The 19499-nt window shown below is 58.9% G+C and carries 13 protein-coding genes; 4 read left to right on the plus strand and 9 right to left on the minus strand.

The genetic code is table 11. The features are described 5' to 3' along the window. Positions 1-119: 119 nt before the first annotated feature. From AK821_RS24615 to morA, 4 genes are all read right to left on the minus strand, one after another. Complete coding sequence (locus AK821_RS24615; RefSeq protein ID WP_064392374.1) at positions 120-674, minus strand: hypothetical protein; 555 nt, start codon at positions 672-674, stop codon at positions 120-122. A 76-nt stretch (positions 675-750) separates the two neighbouring features. Next, on the minus strand, positions 751-1323 hold the full coding sequence (locus AK821_RS24620) for a hypothetical protein (RefSeq protein ID WP_064392376.1): 573 nt from the start codon (positions 1321-1323) through the stop codon (positions 751-753). Positions 1324-1601: 278 nt separating this feature from the next. After that, positions 1602-2855: a serine hydroxymethyltransferase gene (gene glyA, locus AK821_RS24625; RefSeq protein WP_007909785.1), complete on the minus strand. Its 1254-nt coding sequence runs from the start codon at positions 2853-2855 to the stop codon at positions 1602-1604. Between the two features lie 239 nt (positions 2856-3094). Next, positions 3095-6943, minus strand: coding sequence for a cyclic di-GMP receptor MorA (gene morA / locus AK821_RS24630; RefSeq protein ID WP_064392378.1), 3849 nt, complete (start codon positions 6941-6943; stop codon positions 3095-3097). Positions 6944-7228: 285 nt separating this feature from the next. On the opposite strand from morA, the gene ettA reads away from it, so the two are divergent. Beyond that, a complete protein-coding gene (gene ettA, locus AK821_RS24635; protein ID WP_064118743.1) occupies positions 7229-8893 on the plus strand; it encodes an energy-dependent translational throttle protein EttA in 1665 nt (554 codons plus the stop codon). Between the two features lie 375 nt (positions 8894-9268). Continuing rightward, positions 9269-10606 carry an NADP-specific glutamate dehydrogenase gene (gene gdhA, locus AK821_RS24640; RefSeq protein WP_064392380.1) on the plus strand — a complete coding sequence of 446 codons (1338 nt, stop codon included), beginning with the start codon at positions 9269-9271 and terminating at the stop codon, positions 10604-10606. Here gdhA and AK821_RS24645 read toward each other — a convergent pair. The 4 genes from AK821_RS24645 to AK821_RS24660 form a co-directional block, all read right to left on the minus strand. Then, entirely contained in the window at positions 10603-11097 is a 495-nt protein-coding gene (locus AK821_RS24645; RefSeq protein WP_064392381.1) for a GreA/GreB family elongation factor, read from the minus strand. The two genes, gdhA and AK821_RS24645, sit on opposite strands and share 4 nt — an antisense overlap. Before the next feature lie 70 nt (positions 11098-11167). Further along, on the minus strand, positions 11168-11524 hold the full coding sequence (locus AK821_RS24650; RefSeq protein WP_064392383.1) for a hypothetical protein: 357 nt from the start codon (positions 11522-11524) through the stop codon (positions 11168-11170). A 212-nt stretch (positions 11525-11736) separates the two neighbouring features. Further along, complete coding sequence (locus tag AK821_RS24655; protein ID WP_064392385.1) at positions 11737-13590, minus strand: Lnb N-terminal periplasmic domain-containing protein; 1854 nt, start codon at positions 13588-13590, stop codon at positions 11737-11739. A gap of 94 nt (positions 13591-13684) precedes the next feature. After that, the gene (locus AK821_RS24660; RefSeq protein ID WP_007909797.1) at positions 13685-14173 is read right to left on the minus strand and encodes a DUF3015 domain-containing protein; all 489 of its coding nucleotides are present in this window, start codon (positions 14171-14173) and stop codon (positions 13685-13687) included. A 301-nt stretch (positions 14174-14474) separates the two neighbouring features. Between AK821_RS24660 and AK821_RS24665 the strand changes: the two genes are divergently transcribed. Both AK821_RS24665 and AK821_RS24670 read left to right on the plus strand, forming a co-directional pair. Continuing rightward, on the plus strand, positions 14475-16913 hold the full coding sequence (locus tag AK821_RS24665) for a Lon protease family protein (RefSeq protein WP_064392387.1): 2439 nt from the start codon (positions 14475-14477) through the stop codon (positions 16911-16913). Between the two features lie 309 nt (positions 16914-17222). Beyond that, positions 17223-17540 carry a PA4575 family protein gene (locus AK821_RS24670; protein WP_064392388.1) on the plus strand — a complete coding sequence of 106 codons (318 nt, stop codon included), beginning with the start codon at positions 17223-17225 and terminating at the stop codon, positions 17538-17540. A 50-nt stretch (positions 17541-17590) separates the two neighbouring features. Here the strand turns inward: AK821_RS24670 and AK821_RS24675 are convergent, their stop codons facing one another. Next, entirely contained in the window at positions 17591-19420 is a 1830-nt protein-coding gene (locus AK821_RS24675; protein WP_064392391.1) for a hypothetical protein, read from the minus strand. Positions 19421-19499: the final 79 nt, after the last annotated feature.

Consider the following 19499-nt stretch of genomic DNA (forward strand, 5'->3'; position numbering starts at 1 on the left):
GGGGAAGCACAAAATTGGCATGACCGGTCTGACCAGTGGTGCGCAATGCTGTTGTGGCGGGCGGCGTTCGAGAGGCGATGCCCGGTCATGACTGGCCGGGCGCGGTGTTGGGATCCTGCTCAGTAAGGCACGTTACGCTGGAGGATGTTCAACTTGAAGTCGATAACACCTGCACTGCGATTGTGGTTGGTGCGCACGAAAGTACCCACTTTCGGATCGTATTTACTGCGACTTTGCCCTGCGCAGAGCAGAGCACCGCCTCGGGTCCGTATTCTGACGGTGGGAGTGTCCGTGTCGATTTCATCGAGGGTGATGATGTTGCCTTTGGCGTTCAGCAAGTTGAAGGTGGTCTGATCGCCATCTTCGGTTGCATAGGCATTCAAGAAGTCTTTTTCTTCTCGACTGATGGTTCTGTAGTAATACTCGCCCGGCGTGAAAATGTAGATTGTGTAGTAGTCGTCGAGGCACCGGAAATAAAAGGTCAAGGCGTCGGGGGCTACATCGGGCTTGAGAAAAAGATAGTTTGAAACATCTATCTGGTAGGAGAAGGTAAAGGCCTCGTAATCCGGACGCGGAGTGCTGATTGCCCTGCCATAAGTCAACTTCGGAAAGTGAGGTTGACCAAAGCGAGTGCTAATGGTTGCAGTAAACGATTTTTCTTGGTCGGTACTCATAAGTGTCTTCTTTTTTAATGCGAATAGATAAGTCACTTGGCCGCAAGTGGGCGCAAGCATGCAAATGTTTGTGTTGTCAGATTTCGTCTGGATCACTGATGAACGAGGCATTGCGCTCAATGATTCGCAATGTGAACGGGATGCCGTCGTTATCAGTCCCGGCCAGGTAGCTGTAGGGGGCGCCTCGGCGGCGAACGGCGCTGATGTGTCCGGAGTTGCGGGCCTTGAGCCGAACCCGCTGAGTATCACGTCCCATGTCCTCAAGGGTGATGGTTCGATTATCCAGACTCAGTAGGTTGAACGAGGTGGTGTCACCGCCTGCCGGCAGGAAGGCACCCAGCACGCCGGCGACATCCTTGCTGATGCAATGGCCGGTATGAGTGGCGTGGGAACGGATGTAGAGGTGGTAATAGTCATCGGTGCAGCGAAAGTAAATGTTCATGGGCGACGCATTTTTTACTTCCCCGTGCGGACGGCGGCCCAGTAGATGAGCATCATTGAGTTTGATGGAGGCACCGGTATAAAAGCCACCCGAAAAGGATTTATCAATGCGCAGGGTCGGTGCTTCATATAATGCCCCTAGGATATCGAGGTGATGGTGGTCAAGTTCCAGTATTGCTATAAAGGATTTCTGCCTGTTGGTGCTCATGAACTCTTCCTTGAGTTGTTGATACTGTGATTTTTAGCGATTGTTAAAAACCTTTTCCACGACTTTTTCAGTTGTTATTGGGTTATTGGTTTACCTCGGCTAAACACTATCAGCTAAGTTTTATTGGTGGGTGTGTTTTTACTTAAGTTGTTGTTTCAGTGTTCAAGCGCCGAAAGTAATGAGCCCAAAGGAGGGGGACGATATCTGCTTTCCTGCAGACGAAAAAAAACCGGCCAATCACTTGGCCGGTTTTTCATGCTGCGGGTTTGACGTCGCGATTACGCGCCGTATACCGGCAGTTTCTTGCAAATGGCTTTGACTTTCTCACGAACGGCGTCGATCACCGCTTCGTTGTTCAGGTCAGCCAGGATGTCGCAGATCCAGCCGGCCAGTTCTTTGCACTCGGCTTGCTTGAAGCCGCGAGTGGTCACAGCCGGGGTACCGAAGCGCAGGCCGGAAGTGACGAACGGCGAGCGTGGATCGTTTGGCACCGAGTTCTTGTTCACGGTGATGAACGCTTTGCCCAGAGCGGCGTCGGCGTCTTTACCGGAGATGTCCTGCTTGATCAGCGACAGCAGGAACAGGTGGTTCTTGGTACCGCCCGAAACCACGTCGAAACCGCGCTCGATGAACACTTCGGCCATGGCCTGGGCGTTCAGTACCACTTGTTCCTGGTAGGCCTTGAACTCAGGCTGCAGTGCTTCCTTGAAGCAGATCGCCTTGGCAGCAATCACGTGCTCCAGCGGGCCACCCTGGGCGCCCGGGAATACCGCGGAGTTCAGCTTCTTCTCGATGTCGGCGTTGGCGCGCGCCAGGATCAGGCCGCCACGTGGACCGCGCAGGGTCTTGTGCGTGGTGGTGGTCACGACGTCAGCGAATGGCACCGGGTTCGGGTAAACACCAGCGGCAACCAGACCGGCCACGTGAGCCATGTCGACGAACAGGTAAGCACCAACCTTGTCCGCGATGGCGCGGAAGCGTGGGAAGTCGAGGATCTGCGAGTAGGCAGAGAAACCGGCGACGATCATTTTCGGCTTGTGCTCAACGGCCAGGCGCTCGACTTCGTCGTAGTCGATCAGGCCATTGGCGTCGATGCCGTACTGCACGGCGTTGTACAGCTTGCCGGAGGAGGAAACGCTGGCGCCGTGGGTCAGGTGACCACCGTGGGCCAGGCTCATGCCCAGAATGGTGTCGCCACCTTGCAGCAGGGCCAGGTAAACAGCCGCGTTGGCTTGCGAACCGGCGTGTGGCTGAACGTTGGCGTAATCGGCGCCGAACAGCTCTTTGGCGCGGTCGATGGCCAGTTGCTCAACGATGTCGACGTACTCGCAACCACCGTAGTAGCGCTTGCCTGGGTAGCCTTCAGCGTACTTGTTGGTCAGGACCGAGCCTTGAGCTTCCATCACCGCTGGGCTGGTGTAGTTTTCCGAAGCGATCAGCTCAATGTGTTCTTCCTGGCGCTGAGCTTCTTGCTCCATGGCGGCAAAAAGGTCGGCGTCGTACTTGGCAATAGTCAAATCACGGCTGAACATGGCGGTCCTCAAGGATCGGGGGCAGAAAAGGGGGGCATTCTAACCCAATGGGTTTTGGATGGCATATGAAACGACATCATGTCGCAGACAAGTGGCGTTCATGCGCAGATCAGTGGTGTTTCTGCCGACCCAATCGCGAGCAGGCTCACTCCTACAGTATCCGAGGTGAGCTTAAAACTTGTGATCGACATCAATCCCTTGTAGGAGTGAGCCTGCTCGTGATGGCTGCACCACAAATCTCAGTCGAACATGAACAACGCGTCATTGCTGAACTGCGCTTCAAAGCGGCTCGCCGGCATCGGTCGCCCGAACAGATACCCCTGAACCTCATCGCAACCATGCTCACGCAGGAAGTCCAGTTGTTCATGGGTCTCCACGCCCTCGGCGATCACCGCCAGATTCAGGCTGTGCGCCATCGCGATGATCGCCCGGGCAATCTGCGCGTCCTGCTCGCCCGACGGTAAGCCGTCAACAAACGTACGGTCGATCTTCAGCACGTCGATCGGGAATTGCTTGAGGTAGTTCAGCGATGAATACCCGGTGCCGAAGTCGTCGACCGCAATGCTCAGGCCGAGGTTTTTCAGCCCGGCGAGAATCTGCATCGCCTCGCTGACTTCGCGCATCAGGATACTTTCGGTCAGCTCCAGCTCCAGACACGCCGGCGGCAGGCCGGTTTCGCGCAGGATCGTGGCGATCCGCGTGCCGAGCTGGCCGTCGGAGAACTGCCGCGCCGAGATGTTCACCGAAACCTTCGGCACGCGTACACGATTCTGGTGCCAGGTCTTCAGTTGGCGGCAAGCCTCGCTGATCACCCAGTCGCCAACGTCCACCACCAGACCGAGTTCTTCCAGCACTGGAATGAAATCCCCCGGCGGCACCAGTCCACGACGTGGATGGCGCCAGCGCAACAGTGCTTCGGCACCGGTCAGACGCTTGCCATCGCCGCTGAACTGCGGTTGGTAATACAGGACGAATTCGTTCTGCTCCAGGGCGTGGCGCAAGTCGCTTTCCAGTTCCAGTCGCTCCAGCGCACTGGCGTTCATGTCGGCCTGATAGAACTGGAAGTTGTTCTTGCCACGTTCCTTGGCGTGGTACATCGCGGTGTCCGCGTTCTTCATCAACTGGCTGAGTTCGTTGCCGTCCTGCGGACTCAGAGCGATGCCGATACTGGCGGTGACGAAGAACTCGCGGCCCTCGAGCACGAATGGCCGCACCAGGCTGCCGAGAATCTGTTCGGCGACATGAATCGCCCGGTTCAGCGCCATTTCGCGGCTGGAACGATGTTGCAGCAGCAAGGTGAATTCGTCGCCGCCCATGCGCGCCACGGTGTCGTCATCGTCGACGCAGGCCAGCAGGCGCGTGGCCATGTCTTTCAGCATGCGGTCGCCGGCAGCGTGACCGAGGGAGTCGTTGATCGGTTTGAAACGGTCGAGGTCGAGGAACATCAGCACCACCCACGACTTCTGCCGTTCGGCCGATTGCAGCGCGGTGTGCAGGCGATCCTGGAACAGCGTGCGGTTCGGCAAATGGGTCAGGGCGTCGTAATAGGCGAGGCGGTGAATGCGTTGCTCGCTGGCCTTGCGCTCGCTGATGTCGCTGAAGAAACACACGTAACTGGCCAGATCACCCTCGTCGTCGAGTACGGCGGTGATGCCGACCCACGCCGGATAGTGCTCGCCGTTACGGCGCTTCATCCAGACTTCGCCTTCCCACGTGCTGTGTTCGTGCAGTTGCTTGAGCACGTAGCGCAAGTGTGCGTCCTGCTGCTCGTCGACGGTGAGCATGTTCGGTAACTGGTCGAGCACTTCGCTCACCGCGTAGCCACTGACACGGCTGAACGCTTCGTTGGCCTGAACGATGTAGCCGGCCGGGTCGGTGATCAGAATCGCCGAGGTCGAGTGTTCGAAAACCGTCGCGGCCATGCGCAGGTCTTTTTCCGCACGGCGCTGCTGGCTGATGTCGCGACCGACACCGAGCACACCTTCGAACGCGCCGTGCTCGTCCCACACCAGCACCAGACGCAGCTCGATCGGGATCTTGCGGCCATCGGCGCGCAGGCAGTCGAACAGGAACATTTGCGTCTGCACCTGGCTGCGCAACAGCGCCAGTTGTTCGGGTTTATCGAGGGCTTTGCTGACCCGGTCCATCAGCGTGTAGATGCCGCTCAGTTGCTGCGGGTTGGCAATGGTCGATTGCCAGCCGTTCTGGAAAATCCACTCGGCGTCATACCCCAGCACCGCCTGTACCGACGGGCTGACGTAGTTCAGCGAGAGCTTGCTGTCGGTGGAGAAGATCACGTCGCTGATGCTTTCGGCGAGCATGCGGTAGCGCTGTTCGCTGTCACGCAGCGATTCGCTGGCTTCGATCTGCTCGGTGATGTCCTTGGCCACGCCGATGATCCGCGTGACTTGATCGTGCTTGTCGCGTGCCAGCGCCTGCTCGCGAATATCGAAGCGCCGCCATTTGCCGTCGCGATGGCGGAAGCGCAACTGGCACTGCAGCAACTGGCTGTAACCGGCGTGACGCTGCATCTGCCGCGAGCGATGGTAATAGTCGGCGTCTTCGGGGTGCAGCAGGATTTCCCAGAAATACTCGCCCATCTGGTGCAGTTCGGTACGGTTGTAACCGAGCGTCTGGCCGAGGTGGTGGTTGCTGAAAATCATCCGCTGGCTGATGACGTCCTGCACATACAGATGATCCGGCACGGTGCGCACCACGTCCGACCAGAAACCTTCGCGTTCGAGCAACGACAGTTCGATCAGCTTGCGGCTGGTGATGTCGTTGATGCTCAGGATCACCGCTTTGTAGTCGTGCTGCTCGGTCGGCAGGCGCAGCACCATCCACAGGTGCTGGTCGCGGCCATTGATGTCCGGCAGCTTGATTTCCAGCTCCAGCTGATCCTGTTGCTGCAATACGGCATCGAGTATCTGATTGCCAATGGCGCACTGGCGGTGTGGATGGCCGTCGATCAACAGCTGCCAGGCGTGCTCGCAGGAATTGACGTTGAGCAGTTGCAACGCCACCTGATTGACCTCGGTGACACGCAGTTCCTGGAGCAATTGCTGGCGCTGCTGCGGCTGGTCGAGCCAGGCCTTGAGCTGATCGCTGGTCTGGATCCGGGCCTTGTCGAAAACCTGCTTGAGACCGGAAAGATCCAGTACGCACAGGGCGACGCCAGTGCCTTCGAAAATATCCTGATAACGTCGACGACCTTCATGCAACTGGCGCTGGCGGCGGCGCATGTTCAACAGCGCGATCACCGGCAGCATCGAGAACGCCAGGCCCAACAGGCATTTGCCGATGAACGCCGGCAGCAATTCTTCGAGCACCCGCTGGCGGTCGAACAGGCCGCGCAATTGCCAGTCGCTGCTGCTCAGCGGCACGGTCAGCACGGTGTTGGCCAGATCGTCAGGGGTCAGCACGCCGGGATTGGCCGACGGCAGCGCTTCGTCGCGGCTGATGATCTGATGGTTGATGCGGTTCTCCACCAGCCACAGCGGGCGTGCGCCAGTCTCGCCCTGCTTGGTCAGCGAATTGAAAAACGTAGGCGTCAGGCGCAAGGCCCAGTAACCGCGTGTGCTGCCGCTGGCCTGATGCAGTAGCAAATGCACCACTGAGCCGTCGTCGGCATTGCTGAAATAGTGCGCCTGGGCACGGCTGCGCCGGACCAGTTCGGTCAGGTAGTCGGCGTCCGAATTATCGGCCGCGCTGTCGCTGATGATCCGCCCGGACGGGCTGAGCAACGCCATGCTGCGCAGATCGGGCAACGACTGTTGAAGTTTGCGCAGCAGGACCTGCTGTTCGTCGGCGGTTTGCGGTTGCTCGACGATCGGTAGCAGGTTGAGGGCGATTTGCGCGTTCAGCGCCATGTTCAGACTGACCTGCGAAGCGAGGTCGGCGGTGTAATCGATGGTGTACTGGCGCTGGTTCTTCTGGGTTTCGCGCAATTGATCGAGCAGTTGCCAGAACAGCAATGCCAACAGCAACAGCACCAGTGTCGCCAGCGCGCCCTTTAATGTTCCGCGCAGGGGCGAGCCGGTCGCCGGATTGGACGCGCTCACAGAAGCTGGCGGAGTGACATTGGACAAGCTGTAATCCTGCGGTCTGGCTGGACTGGCGCGACGTGCACTATATGCCGGACGCCCAGAGGGCGGCTAGCATGCCTTGAGTTGTGGCGAAGTGCCAGCCCCGCTCGGCTGGACTGCCACCGGTCATTAAGGTAGCTTTGCCGGTTACGCGGGAGCGTTCCAGCTCCTAGACTCAGACTTTTTCAGCGCGCACGCATTGATAACCATCAAGTGAACGACGCGCATGGTCTGGCCGGGCATCGCCTGCGCTGCAATCATTCATCTGTCACTGACCCAAGGTTCTCCATGGCTCAATACGTCTTCACCATGCATCGGCTGGGCAAAGTTGTTCCGCCGAAGCGGGAAATTCTCAAAAACATTTCGCTGTCGTTCTTCCCCGGCGCCAAGATCGGCGTACTCGGCCTCAACGGTTCGGGTAAGTCCACGCTGCTGAAAATCATGGCCGGCGTCGACACCGAGTTCGAGGGCGAAGCCCGTCCGATGCCGGAACTGAATATCGGTTATCTGCCGCAAGAGCCGCAACTTGACCCAACCAAGACCGTGCGTGAAGTGGTCGAGGAAGCGGTCAGCGTGATCAAGAACGCCCAGGCCCGCCTGGACGAGGTCTACGCGGCTTACGCTGAAGAAGATGCCGACTTCGACAAACTGGCTGCCGAACAGGCCAAGCTCGAAGCGATCCTGCAAGCCAGCGACGGTCACAACCTTGATCGCCAACTGGAAGTCGCCGCCGACGCACTGCGTCTGCCGGCGTGGGATGCCAAAGTCGAATTCCTTTCCGGTGGTGAAAAACGTCGTGTGGCCCTGTGCCGCCTGCTGCTGTCCGCCCCGGACATGCTGCTGCTCGACGAACCAACCAACCACTTGGACGCCGATTCGGTGGCGTGGCTGGAGCACTTCCTGCACGACTTCCCGGGTACCGTGGTAGCGATCACGCACGACCGTTACTTCCTCGACAATGTCGCCGGCTGGATTCTGGAACTCGACCGCGGCGCGGGCATTCCGTACGAAGGCAACTACTCGGGTTGGCTCGAAGCCAAGTCCGATCGTCTGGCCGCTGAATCCAAGCAGCAGTCGGCGCACGAAAAAGCCATGAAGGAAGAACTGGAGTGGGTGCGCAAAGGCGCCAAGGCCCGCCAGTCGAAATCCAAGGCACGTCTGCAACGCTTCGAAGAAATGCAATCGCAGGAATTCCAGAAGCGCAGCGAAACCAACGAGATCTACATCCCGGCCGGTCCGCGCCTGGGCGACAAGGTCATCGAATTCAAGAACGTCACCAAGGGCTACGGCGATCGCGTGCTGATCGACAACCTGTCGTTCTCGATGCCGAAGGGCGCCATTGTTGGCGTGATCGGCGGTAACGGTGCCGGTAAGTCGACCCTGTTCCGCATGCTGATGGGCAAGGAAACACCGGATTCGGGCAGCATCGAAGTCGGTGAAACCGTGCAACTGGCGTGTGTCGATCAGAGCCGCGACGACCTGGATGGCAGCAAGACTGTGTTCCAGCAAATCTCCGACGGTTCCGACCAGATCCGCATCGGCAACTACGAGATCCCGTCGCGCACCTACGTCGGTCGCTTCAACTTCAAGGGCGGCGATCAGCAGAAGTTCGTCAAGGATCTGTCCGGTGGTGAGCGCGGTCGTCTGCATCTGGCGCTGACCCTGAAGGAGGGCGGTAACGTCCTGCTGCTCGACGAACCGTCCAACGACCTCGACGTTGAAACCCTGCGTTCGCTGGAAGAAGCCCTGCTGGACTTCCCGGGCGCTGCGATTGTGATCTCTCACGATCGGTGGTTCCTTGACCGCGTGGCGACCCACATCCTCGCGTACGAAGACGATTCGCAAGCGATCTTCTTCGAAGGCAACTACACCGAGTACGAAGCGGATCGCAAGAAACGCCTCGGCGAAGCGGCTGCCCAGCCACACCGGGTACGTCACAAGAAACTGGCCTGATATCGGGTTGGTTGCATAAAAGAACGGAGCCTTCGGGCTCCGTTTTTTTTTGCCCGGTTTTTTTCAGGGGAACCGAGGTGGATTCATCGCTGGCAAGCCAGCTCCCACAGGAATTGTGTTATGTCCGGATTGTGTGAGCGCCGCTAAAACTGTGGGAGCTGGCTTGCCAGCGATAGCGGTATAACTGTTGGTGCATCAATCAGATTTGATCTCCCCATTCAGGTGCAAATCAGCGCCAAAAACCGGCCGGATTTATATCCTGTGCACCATTTAATTTCATAACTGCGACATTTTGCTCTGTTCCTGTGCGCATTTCGTTTGTTACAGTCCGGCCCAATCTCTTCCAACGACAATAAATTTGCCGAGACTTTTGCCATGATCGAATCCGTCGAATCCTTCCTTGCCCGTCTGAAAAAGCGCGACCCGGATCAACCCGAATTTCATCAGGCTGTCGAAGAAGTGCTGCGCAGTCTGTGGCCGTTTCTCGAAGCCAATCCGCATTACCTGAGCTCGGGGATTCTGGAACGCATCTGCGAGCCGGAGCGTGCCGTGGTGTTCCGCGTGTCATGGGTCGACGATCAGGGCAAAGTGCAGGTCAATCGCGGTTTCCGCATCCAGATGAACAGCGCCATCGGCCCGTACAAGGGCGGCTTGCGTTTCCATCCGTCAGTGAACATGGGCGTGCTGAAATTCCTCGCCTTCGAACAGACCTTCAAGAATTCCCTGACCTCGTTGCCCATGGGCGGCGGCAAGGGCGGTTCCGACTTCGATCCGAAGGGCAAGAGCGACGCCGAAGTCATGCGTTTCTGCCAGGCGTTCATGAGCGAGTTGTATCGCCACATTGGCGCCGACGTTGACGTACCGGCGGGTGACATCGGCGTCGGTGCACGCGAGATCGGTTTCCTTTTCGGCCAGTACAAACGCCTGAGCAACCAGTTCACCAGCGTCCTGACCGGCAAAGGCATGACCTACGGCGGCAGCCTGATTCGTCCGGAAGCCACCGGTTTCGGCTGCGTGTATTTCGCCGAAGAAATGCTCAAGCGCCGCGAACAGACCGTGGAAGGCAAACGCGTGGCGATCTCCGGTTCCGGCAACGTGGCGCAATACGCGGCGCGCAAGGTCATGGATCTGGGCGGCAAAGTGATTTCCTTGTCCGACTCCGAAGGCACGCTGTATTGCGAAGCTGGCTTGAGCGAAGAGCAGTGGCTGGCGCTGCTGGAGCTGAAAAACGTCAAGCGTGGACGCATCAGTGAACTGGCGGCAGACTTCGGTCTGGAATTCCGCGCCGGCCAGTTGCCGTGGTCGCTGCCGTGCGACATTGCGCTGCCGTGCGCTACGCAGAACGAACTCGACGCTGAGGCTGCACGCACGCTGCTGCGCAATGGCTGCGTGTGCGTGGCCGAAGGCGCGAACATGCCGACGACGCTTGCGGCTGTGGATATCTTTATCGAGGCCGGCATTCTCTTCGCCCCGGGCAAGGCATCCAATGCCGGCGGCGTCGCGGTGAGTGGTCTGGAGATGTCGCAGAACGCCATGCGCCTGCTGTGGACGGCGGGTGAGGTGGACAGCAAGCTGCACGCGATCATGCAGTCGATCCACCACGCTTGCGTGCATTACGGCGAAGAGAACGGGCGGATCAACTACGTCAAAGGCGCGAACATCGCCGGCTTCGTCAAAGTCGCCGACGCGATGTTGGCGCAAGGCGTGGTTTAAGCCGGTTCGATGCGGATCACTTCGATGATTTGATCGCCGGCGGGGCGCTGCCACAGCACCTCGTCGTTGAGTCGGGCACCGAGCAGGGCGCGGCCCAGCGGTGAGCCCCAATTGATCAGGCCCTTGCTCGCATCGGCCTGATCTTCGCCGACCAGTTGCACGCGGCTTTCGGTGTCGTGCTCATCGGCGTAGGTCACCCAACTGCCGATCTGTACTTTGTCTCTGGACGTTGCCGCGACGGCGACTTGTGCGCTGCTCAGGCGCTGATTGAAGTAACGCAAGTCCCTTTGCAGATCCGCCAGCCGCTGCTTGTCGGCCTGCTCACCTTTGGCCGATTGTTCAGCATGCAAGGTTTGCAGCTCGGCGACTTTTGCCTGCAACTGCGCCAGGCCCTGCGCGGTGACGTAATTGGGCTGCGCGCTGACCTGCCGTTCGACCGGCTGATCGGCTTGGGCGGCGGCGTTGTCTTCGTTGACGAATGCGCGACTCATGGTGTCCTCCTCGTATGAGGTTTGGGCCATGCTCGCAGGCATTTGGTTTCACTGGATGTCTGGGAGCGACCTATGGCGAACGATAAGCCCGCCCGGCGTCTTGATCCTTCTGCTGCTGCCAGGCGCGTTCGCGTTCGTCCCAGTGTTCGTTGCGATACTCTTCGCGACCCTTGTTTTCCAGCATGGCCTGACATTGGCGGAAACCGTCGGTCCAGCCGTCGGCGTATTGCTTGTCCTTGAGATAGCGCGGCACGTTCTTGCGGAATTCGCCGCTGATCGAGCCGGCGGCTTGCCGACCGCTGACACAACCGTCATCGAAGCCGTCGGCGAAGGCCGGTGGATAACCTTTGGCGATCAAATCTTCATGGGTGGTCTGGCAACCGCCCAGCAACAGTACAACACCCAGCAAACCCGCACACCGCCACATTGCATTCTCCCGCGCCGGTTCTCGGCTTATGGGGAAAGTCTAGAAGGGGATTCGTCGGGCGTTGGTGAAAGGCATGTGAGCAATTCGTTGAGCACCACGGGTCTCTTGTAGGAGTGAGCCTGCTCGCGATAGCGGTGTGTCAGTCACCGCAACAGTGACTGAGGAATTGCTATCGCGAGCAGGCTCACTCCTACAGGGGGCCAGGCTCGGGATCAGTAGTGATACCACTTCACTTCAAGCATGACCTCGGTTTCCGGCGTGGCGAGATGGCTGAACTCACGCTGCGCACTCAGGCGCAAACCGAGGTTGCGCGACAACTCCCACTGCTGATTCAAACTCAGGCTGCGGCGCACTTCGCCATTGAAGAAGTAATCGCCCTTGGCCTCCAGGCTCATATTCCCCAACGGGTTTTTCCACAACACGCCGGTATTGAAACCGCCGGCCGGGGAGACAAACTCGGCGAAATCATTGTTGTGCTCAACGCGCACGGTGCCGAGGGCAAAACCCAGCACATCATCACCCAGCGCCCACGTGCCGCCACCACCACCGTTGACGTGGCTGACCAGCGTCTCGTCATCATGCTTGCCCGGGACACGCTCAAGACCGCCAGTGACCTGCCACGACAGTGGCTGTAGCAGCTCATTGCGCGGCGTCAGCGAACGAATTGTCGCCAGATCCAGTTGCTGGAATTGCCAGTGATTGCCTTCGTACTGACGCAACTTCATCTGCAGGATCTCGATCTGCGCGCCGAGCGGGAAGCTTTCGGCGTTGTCGTTGAGATCGTGATAGGCCATGCGCAAGCCGTACTCACCGAACGCACGGTCGCCACGGGTGCCGAGACCGGCCTGCCAGGTGCGCGATTCGTGGCCGTCTTCCGGCAAGCCCGGTTGCGGAATTTCCAGCTCGGGTGCGGGGTTCTTGTTGATCGCCCGCAGCAGTTCGAAACTGCGCTGCGCCCGTTGCGGATCACGCTCCTGACCGTTGGCGCGGTAGCGCTCCAGGCGATACGCCGCGTCGATGATCAACGCTTGACGGTCGCGGGACAGGGCTTTGAAGGTCGGATCTTGCAGCACTTGTTGATCGGCGCTGACTTTCAGTACCCATTGCTGTTCTTCACTGTTGAGCGGCTCGGCTCGGCTGAGCAACTCACGTTCGCGGGACGGGCGATATTCGATGCTTTCCACCAGTCCGGCTTCTTTCACCGCTTTCACCGTGTCAGTGGGAATCGCGGTCAGCGGGAATTGCTCGGTCAGGCGCAGGCTCGGCCGTGCGACTTGCAGCAGCTCCAGTAAACGATACGAGCAGTTTTCATCGAAGAAGAAATAGTCGAACTGAATCTGCTTCAACTCCCACACATGTTCAACCATGCGTGCGGTTTCTTCCTGGGTCAGATTGAGCCGGTATTCCCACAGATCGCGGTTTTCCAGGCTGCGGTATTCGGAGAGTTTTTCCTGGTACGGCACCAGTGCGAACAGTCCCGGATAGCCGCCCATCAAACCTTTCCAGGCGTAAAGAATGCTGTTGTCCGAGCCTTCGATGTAGGCGCCGAAGTTGATCGCGTAACTGAGCAGCGACGTTTTGTCCGCCTGCACGTCAGCCTGATCGATACGCAGCAGGGTATGGCCGAACATCGACGATGGACTGTTCAAGTACGCCGCCGGGAAGATCATCACCGCACTGTGCGGCGAGACATCCTTGAACCATTTTTTGTACTCGGCGCACGCGGGCGTCGGCAGATCGGTCAGGTTGAGCTGCGCTTTCAACCAGCGAGTGCGCGCCGGATAAACGCATTGCGCATGTTGCTCGCCGAGACTGGCCGGGGCATACAGCGCTTGCACGGTGGCCGCCAGTTCATGATCGGGATGTTCATTGCCATCGGGTGCGAGAAAGAATTTCTTGTCGCTGACATAGCTGCGCCAGCCACCAAGCTTGGCGGTTTCGTAATGACCGAGGGAAATCCAGAAGCGGTCGTTGGCCAGTTGCTGCAAACGTTGAGGGTCGATGTGGGGCGCGGCGGACAGCGGGGCGCAGACACAGAGCGCCAGCCAGGCAAGGCGTTTGAGCATAGTCGGCAACTTGAACAGGAAAGAAATAAAGACCCAAGGAGGGCGGGCCGAAAAAACAAAACCCGCTTCCCGAAGGAAGCGGGTGGAGTCGAGCTTAAGCTTGAGTCGCGTACTTGGCCAGACGAGGATCCGATTTCAGTACGGCCAGGGTGTTGGTATGCACATCTTCAGCGGTCACGTCAGCTTTGCTGAAGATCTGCTGGAAGTGCTCGTGAGTCACAGCAGCGAAGTGCGCACGGTCTTCCGGCGCCACGCCCAGTACCACGGCATAAGTCGTCAGCGCTTCGCCGTTGCCTTTGGCCATGTCTTCGGACAGCTCGTTCATCATGCCATTCATGGCAAACCAGGATTTGCCGCCGTAGGTCAGCGATGCATTGGTCGAGCAACCGTTGGTGCCGGACGTCATCCCGAAGGTGGCGTTACCGGAAGTACCGTTGGTGGTGGAAGCGAGGAAGTGAGCAGGGGTGCCACGCTGACCTTCGAACAGCATGTTGCCCCAACCGCAATCCGGGCCGCCTGGAGCTTGCGCCATTGCGTTGATGGATACAGCGGTGAAGAGAGTACCGAGAAGAATCCGTTTCATAGCTTTGTTCTCTTTGTGTGCATACCAATGGACAGGGTTCTGGCCCCCCAAGCTCTGTACGAGACAGATCAAAACGAAGCCAGTGGGCCGGTATTAGTTCCAGCCGCGCAGTTTGGAGTTTAGGCACGTTCCAGGGGTTCCGTGGTTTTTTGCAAAATATTTGGAATAAACCCCGGTTTCCGGGGGCGCGCCGCAGGGTTGGCCGGTTGTCTATGCTTTGTCACATGGCGCGCCTTGCCAGTGGGGCACGGGCAGCGCCAGAATGCCGCTATCTGCCCCGCCTGATTGTTAAGGAAGCCCGATGCCTGATCCTGTTGCTGCCAGCTTGCGTCTTGCGCCCGAAGCGCTGACCCGTCCGTTTTCCGCTGAACAGTTCAGCTTCACTACCACCAATGATCTGGAGCCCTTTCGCGGTGTGCTCGGCCAGGAACGCGCGGTCGAAGCCTTGCAGTTCGGTGTGGCGATGCCACGCCCCGGTTACAACGTCTTTGTCATGGGCGAGCCCGGCACCGGCCGTTTCTCGTTCGTCAAACGCTACCTGAAGGCCGAAGGCAAACGCCTGCAGACCCCGGCGGACTGGGTCTACGTGAATAATTTCGATGAACCGCGTGAACCGCGTGCACTGGAACTGCCTTCGGGCACTGCCGGCGCGTTCATCGGTGACATCAACGGCTTGATCGACAATCTGCTGGCGACGTTTCCGGCGGTGTTCGAGCATCCGTCCTACCAGCAAAAGAAAAGCGCCATCGACCGCGCCTTCAACCAGCGCTACGACAAGGCCCTCGACATCATCGAGCGGCTGGCCCTGGAAAAAGACGTCGCCCTGTACCGCGACAGCAGCAATATCGCCTTCACGCCGATGCTCGACGGCAAAGCGCTGGACGAAGCCGAATTCGCCCAATTGCCGGAAGCCGATCGCGAACGTTTCCACGAAGACATTTCCGGCCTCGAAGAACGCCTGAACGAAGAACTCGCCAGCCTGCCGCAGTGGAAGCGCGAATCGAACAATCAACTGCGTTCGCTCAACGAAGAAACCATCACCCTGGCCTTGCAGCCGCTGCTCTCGCCGTTGTCGGAAAAGTACGCCGAGAACGCTGCGGTCTGCGGTTACCTGCAAGCGATGCAGGTCTATCTGCTGAAAACCGTGGTCGAGCAACTGGTCGATGACAGCAAGACCGACGCCGTCGCGCGCAAATTGCTGGAGGAGCAATACGCGCCTAGCCTGGTGGTCGGCCATCCGGCCAGCGGCGGTGCGCCGGTAGTATTCGAGCCGCACCCGACGTATGAAAACCTGTTCGGTCGTATCGAATACACCACCGATCAGGGCGCGCTCTACACCACCTATCGTCAGTTGCGCCCGGGTGCTCTGCACCGCGCCAACGGCGGCTTCCTGATCCTTGAAGCGGAAAAAATGCTCAGCGAGCCATTCGTGTGGGATGCGCTGAAACGCGCCCTGCAATCGCGCAAACTGAAGATGGAATCGCCGCTGGGCGAGATGGGTCGTTTCGCCACCGTGACCCTCAACCCGCAGCACATTCCGCTGCAGGTCAAAGTCATCATCATCGGTGCGCGGTCGCTGTACTACACGCTGCAAGACCTCGATCCGGACTTCCAGGAGATGTTCCGCGTTCTGGTGGATTTCGACGAAGACATCCCGATGGTCGACGAGAGCCTCGAGCAGTTCGCCCAGCTGTTGAAAACCCGTACCTCGGAAGAAGGCATGGCGCCGCTGACTGCCGATGCGGTGGCGCGTCTGGCGACTTACAGCGCACGACTGGCCGAGCATCAGGGGCGTTTGTCGGCGCGTATCGGTGATCTGTTTCAACTGGTCAGTGAGGCGGATTTTATTCGTCATCTGGCCGGCGATGAAATGACTGATGCCGGGCACATCGAGCGTGCGCTGAAAGCCAAGGCCACCCGCACCGGTCGAGTGTCGGCGCGGATTCTCGACGACATGCTCGCCGGGATCATTCTCATCGACACCGATGGTGCCGCGGTCGGCAAGTGCAACGGGCTGACCGTGCTCGAAGTCGGCGACTCGGCGTTCGGTGTGCCGGCGCGGATTTCCGCCACGGTGTACCCGGGCGGTAGCGGCATCGTCGACATCGAGCGTGAGGTTAATCTCGGTCAGCCGATTCACTCCAAAGGCGTGATGATCCTCACCGGGTATCTGGGCAGCCGTTACGCGCAGGAATTCCCGTTGGCGATTTCCGCGAGCATCGCGCTGGAGCAATCCTACGGTTACGTTGATGGCGACAGTGCATCGCTGGGCGAGGCGTGCACGCTGATTTCGGCGCTGTCGAAAACCCCGCTCAAGCAGTGCTTCGCGATTACCGGTTCGATCAACCAGTTCGGTGAAGTGCAGGCAGTGGGCGGGGTCAACGAGAAGATCGAAGGCTTCTTCCGTCTGTGCGAAGCGCGCGGGCTGACCGGCGAGCAGGGCGCAATCATTCCGCAGGCCAACGTCGCCACGCTGATGCTCGATGAGAAAGTGCTGGCGGCGGTGCGTGCCGGGCAGTTCCACGTTTACGCGGTGCGTCAGGCGGATGAAGCGTTGAGCCTGCTGGTCGGCGAACCGGCGGGTGAGCCGAACGCCGACGGCGAATTCCCGGAAGGCAGCATCAACGCACGGGTAGTGGAGCGCTTGCGCGACATCGCTGAGATGATCAGCGAAGAAGACCTCAAGGAAGCCGAGAAGGAGTTGGCACAAGAGGCGCTGGCCGAAGCCAAACCGGCTTAAGCCTGGCGCGGTCAAACTGTAGGAGTGAGCCTGCTCGCGATAGCGGAGTGTCAGTCGGCGAATAAGTTGCCTGGCTCACCGCTATCGCGAGCAGGCTCACTCCTACATTTGTTTCGCGGGGATCTTCCGGAAATTCGCCACAACTCTGGCGCCAATATTCACACAATGACCATTCGGCGCCTGCTGGTTCTATCCGGCTTGCGCAGCGGACTTTTCTTCTATTCTCAGCTCAAGGATATCGACAGTATCACTGGATCGAGCCAGTCCTCCCGTGGGGGCTGAATACCGGCTTCACCGAGGGTCGCCGCCATGTCGCGCAACCTCTGCCTCACCCGTCAATGCCTGGGTCTTGTGACCCGAATCGAATGCGCCATCAAGCCGTTGGCCGGCGATAACGGCATGTGGACGCTGCTCTTCGCCGCCGGTATGGCCGGCGAACAACCTTCCGCCATCAAAGCCCAGGGGCCGTTTCACGGGCCGATCGCCGCCGAGTCGATTCTCGATACCATCGTTGAGAGTCTGACGCTGCACGGCTACGAGCTGGCCGATGATCCGCAGATATGGAGCCTGCACCTGCAAGCCCAGCTTCGGCAGATCAACGGTGGCCGCAGCCGCAGCCTCAATTGACCCCTGCTCATGCAGGAGCTGCAGTAGGCTGCATCTTTTGATCTTGCTTTTCAGGGCGCAGAGTTGGCCGCCTGCGTCTTGTCGAGTTTGACCTCAAAGCCGTATTGCACGGTGGCGAGGTCGGTTCGTTGATAGGTTTCCACGTGTGTCGGATGGCCGTAAAAGTAGTGCACGCCAAACAATGGCGGGCCGTCGGCCTTCGCGTCGTGGCTGACCGAAAGAATCTGCTTCAAATAGTTGCCGCTGTCGTCCTTGACGAAGAAGCGCCATTCGTTGGCTGGAAACAATTTCAGATCCACCACCAGTGTGTTGTTCTTGATCTCCAGGCCTTTGGGCAGGGACTTGGAGTCATACGTTTGTCTGGCCACCGTAGCGAGGAACAGCGGCATCGAGCCGACCGCGATTGCCGGAGTTTCCGGGAACAGATTCAAGTCGTAGGTAATCGTCGCTTGTAGCGGATCGACCTGATAAGCCTCGGGCGGCAATTCGATCGGCTCATCGAGTTTGCCGTTGTGTTTTTCAGTAAAGAATGTCACCGGGCTTGCACCGGGGCTGAAGTCGTTGCCGAGCAACTCATCGTTGAACGTGCGGCGATGGGAAAACTCGATACGTGCAGCGCTCGGGTCTTCTACCGACTGATGAATACGAATACCGGCTTTCAGCTGTTCTTCCGTCAGGCTCGCGCCTTTGAGCCAGTTCGCGGCCTGATCGTCGTAGACCACCACCGGCAGATCCAGCGGCTGTATGGCTTTTTCGGTGGTGTGCTGGTTGAAGGCGCGGATCGGCAGATCCAGTGTCTTAAGGGTCACCGTAGCCGACGAGAAGTCGAGGACACTGACTTCCAGGGTCTCGATCGGGCCGTTGAAGTAGACCTTGTTGTAGCGTCGCGGATGTTGTTGTTCGAAGGTCTGCTGATCGTTGGTCAGCTGTGTTTCCAGCGCTTCGCTCCAGCTCTTCTGCTGTTGCAGGTGCGCCAGTTGTTTTTCGTAGAAGGCCACTTGCTCCGGGCTCTCGTTGATCGAGCCGGCGCGCACCAGGTATTGCCCGGTGTTGTCGCGGGCCTGCACGATCAGCGGATTGAGTGGAGTGCTGGCCACTTCCGCAGCCAGGGGCAGGCTGTTGCTGACCTCGACTTCGGCGTAATTCTTTTCAAGCTTGAGCAGTTTGACGCTGAGATTGTCGTTGGTGCGGGTCTGACCGAGATCCTTTTTCGTCAGGTCGAAACTGTACAGGCGCCGCGGTGCGATGACTTCGACTTGACCTTGCAGGCTGACCGGTTGCGGCTGGGTCTTCTTGTCGACATCCAGGCCCTCGATGAACGGGTATGTCACGGTCAGGTCATCGGGGTTGGTGACGTTGGAGCTGGACGGACTGAGCTGAATGCCGGGATCGGTTTCCGACCATTCCGGCTGCCAGGCAATCACGCGTTTGTTGCTCAGCGTCACTGATCGCCATTCCACGCCATGCGGGAACAGGAAGCCGCCGGGTGTATTGAGAATGAACGGAAATACCGGTTGCAAGTCGGTGAGGTAATCAGAGCTGGCATCCTTGTGCAGGACAAACAGGCCGTTGATAAACGTGTCGACCAGCGCCTGCGGGGTAGGGTAGTGCTTGAGTACGCCAAGGGCGTCTTCGCCGTACTCGATACGCATCGCAATGCCGTCGAGTTTCTGTTGTGCACGTTCGAGCAACAGCAGCGAGCCACCGAGTTCGCTGACGGCGTCCTTGAGCTTTGGATCGCTGATGGTGTCGAGCGACTGTTCAAACTTTGCAGTCTTTTCTTCGAGATTCAGCGCGTGCTTCTCTTCACCCGGAGAGCAACCGCCGAGCAGCATGGCCAAGCAAATTCCGATAGTCGTTAACGGCAATCGCACATCCATTTCCACACGTCCTGTCCACTGTCGCTGGGCTGTCAATGGTTTGGACACTAGCAGAAAAAAAATGACACACACACGCAGG

Source organism: Pseudomonas sp. RIT-PI-r (assembly GCF_001297015.1).
Taxonomy (GTDB): Bacteria; Pseudomonadota; Gammaproteobacteria; order Pseudomonadales; family Pseudomonadaceae; genus Aquipseudomonas.

Bases quoted from the DNA above. Each gene is read 5' to 3' on its own strand.
- AK821_RS24615 (WP_064392374.1), bottom strand. From the start codon at position 674: ATGAGTACCGACCAAGAAAAATCGTTTACTGCAACCATTAGCACTCGC.
- AK821_RS24620 (WP_064392376.1), bottom strand. From the start codon at position 1,323: ATGAGCACCAACAGGCAGAAATCCTTTATAGCAATACTGGAACTTGAC.
- glyA (WP_007909785.1), bottom strand. From the start codon at position 2,855: ATGTTCAGCCGTGATTTGACTATTGCCAAGTACGACGCCGACCTTTTT.
- ettA (WP_064118743.1), top strand. From the start codon at position 7,229: ATGGCTCAATACGTCTTCACCATGCATCGGCTGGGCAAAGTTGTTCCG.
- gdhA (WP_064392380.1), top strand. From the start codon at position 9,269: ATGATCGAATCCGTCGAATCCTTCCTTGCCCGTCTGAAAAAGCGCGAC.
- AK821_RS24645 (WP_064392381.1), bottom strand. From the start codon at position 11,097: ATGAGTCGCGCATTCGTCAACGAAGACAACGCCGCCGCCCAAGCCGAT.
- AK821_RS24650 (WP_064392383.1), bottom strand. From the start codon at position 11,524: ATGTGGCGGTGTGCGGGTTTGCTGGGTGTTGTACTGTTGCTGGGCGGT.
- AK821_RS24655 (WP_064392385.1), bottom strand. From the start codon at position 13,590: ATGCTCAAACGCCTTGCCTGGCTGGCGCTCTGTGTCTGCGCCCCGCTG.
- AK821_RS24660 (WP_007909797.1), bottom strand. From the start codon at position 14,173: ATGAAACGGATTCTTCTCGGTACTCTCTTCACCGCTGTATCCATCAAC.
- AK821_RS24665 (WP_064392387.1), top strand. From the start codon at position 14,475: ATGCCTGATCCTGTTGCTGCCAGCTTGCGTCTTGCGCCCGAAGCGCTG.
- AK821_RS24670 (WP_064392388.1), top strand. From the start codon at position 17,223: ATGTCGCGCAACCTCTGCCTCACCCGTCAATGCCTGGGTCTTGTGACC.
- AK821_RS24675 (WP_064392391.1), bottom strand. From the start codon at position 19,420: ATGGATGTGCGATTGCCGTTAACGACTATCGGAATTTGCTTGGCCATG.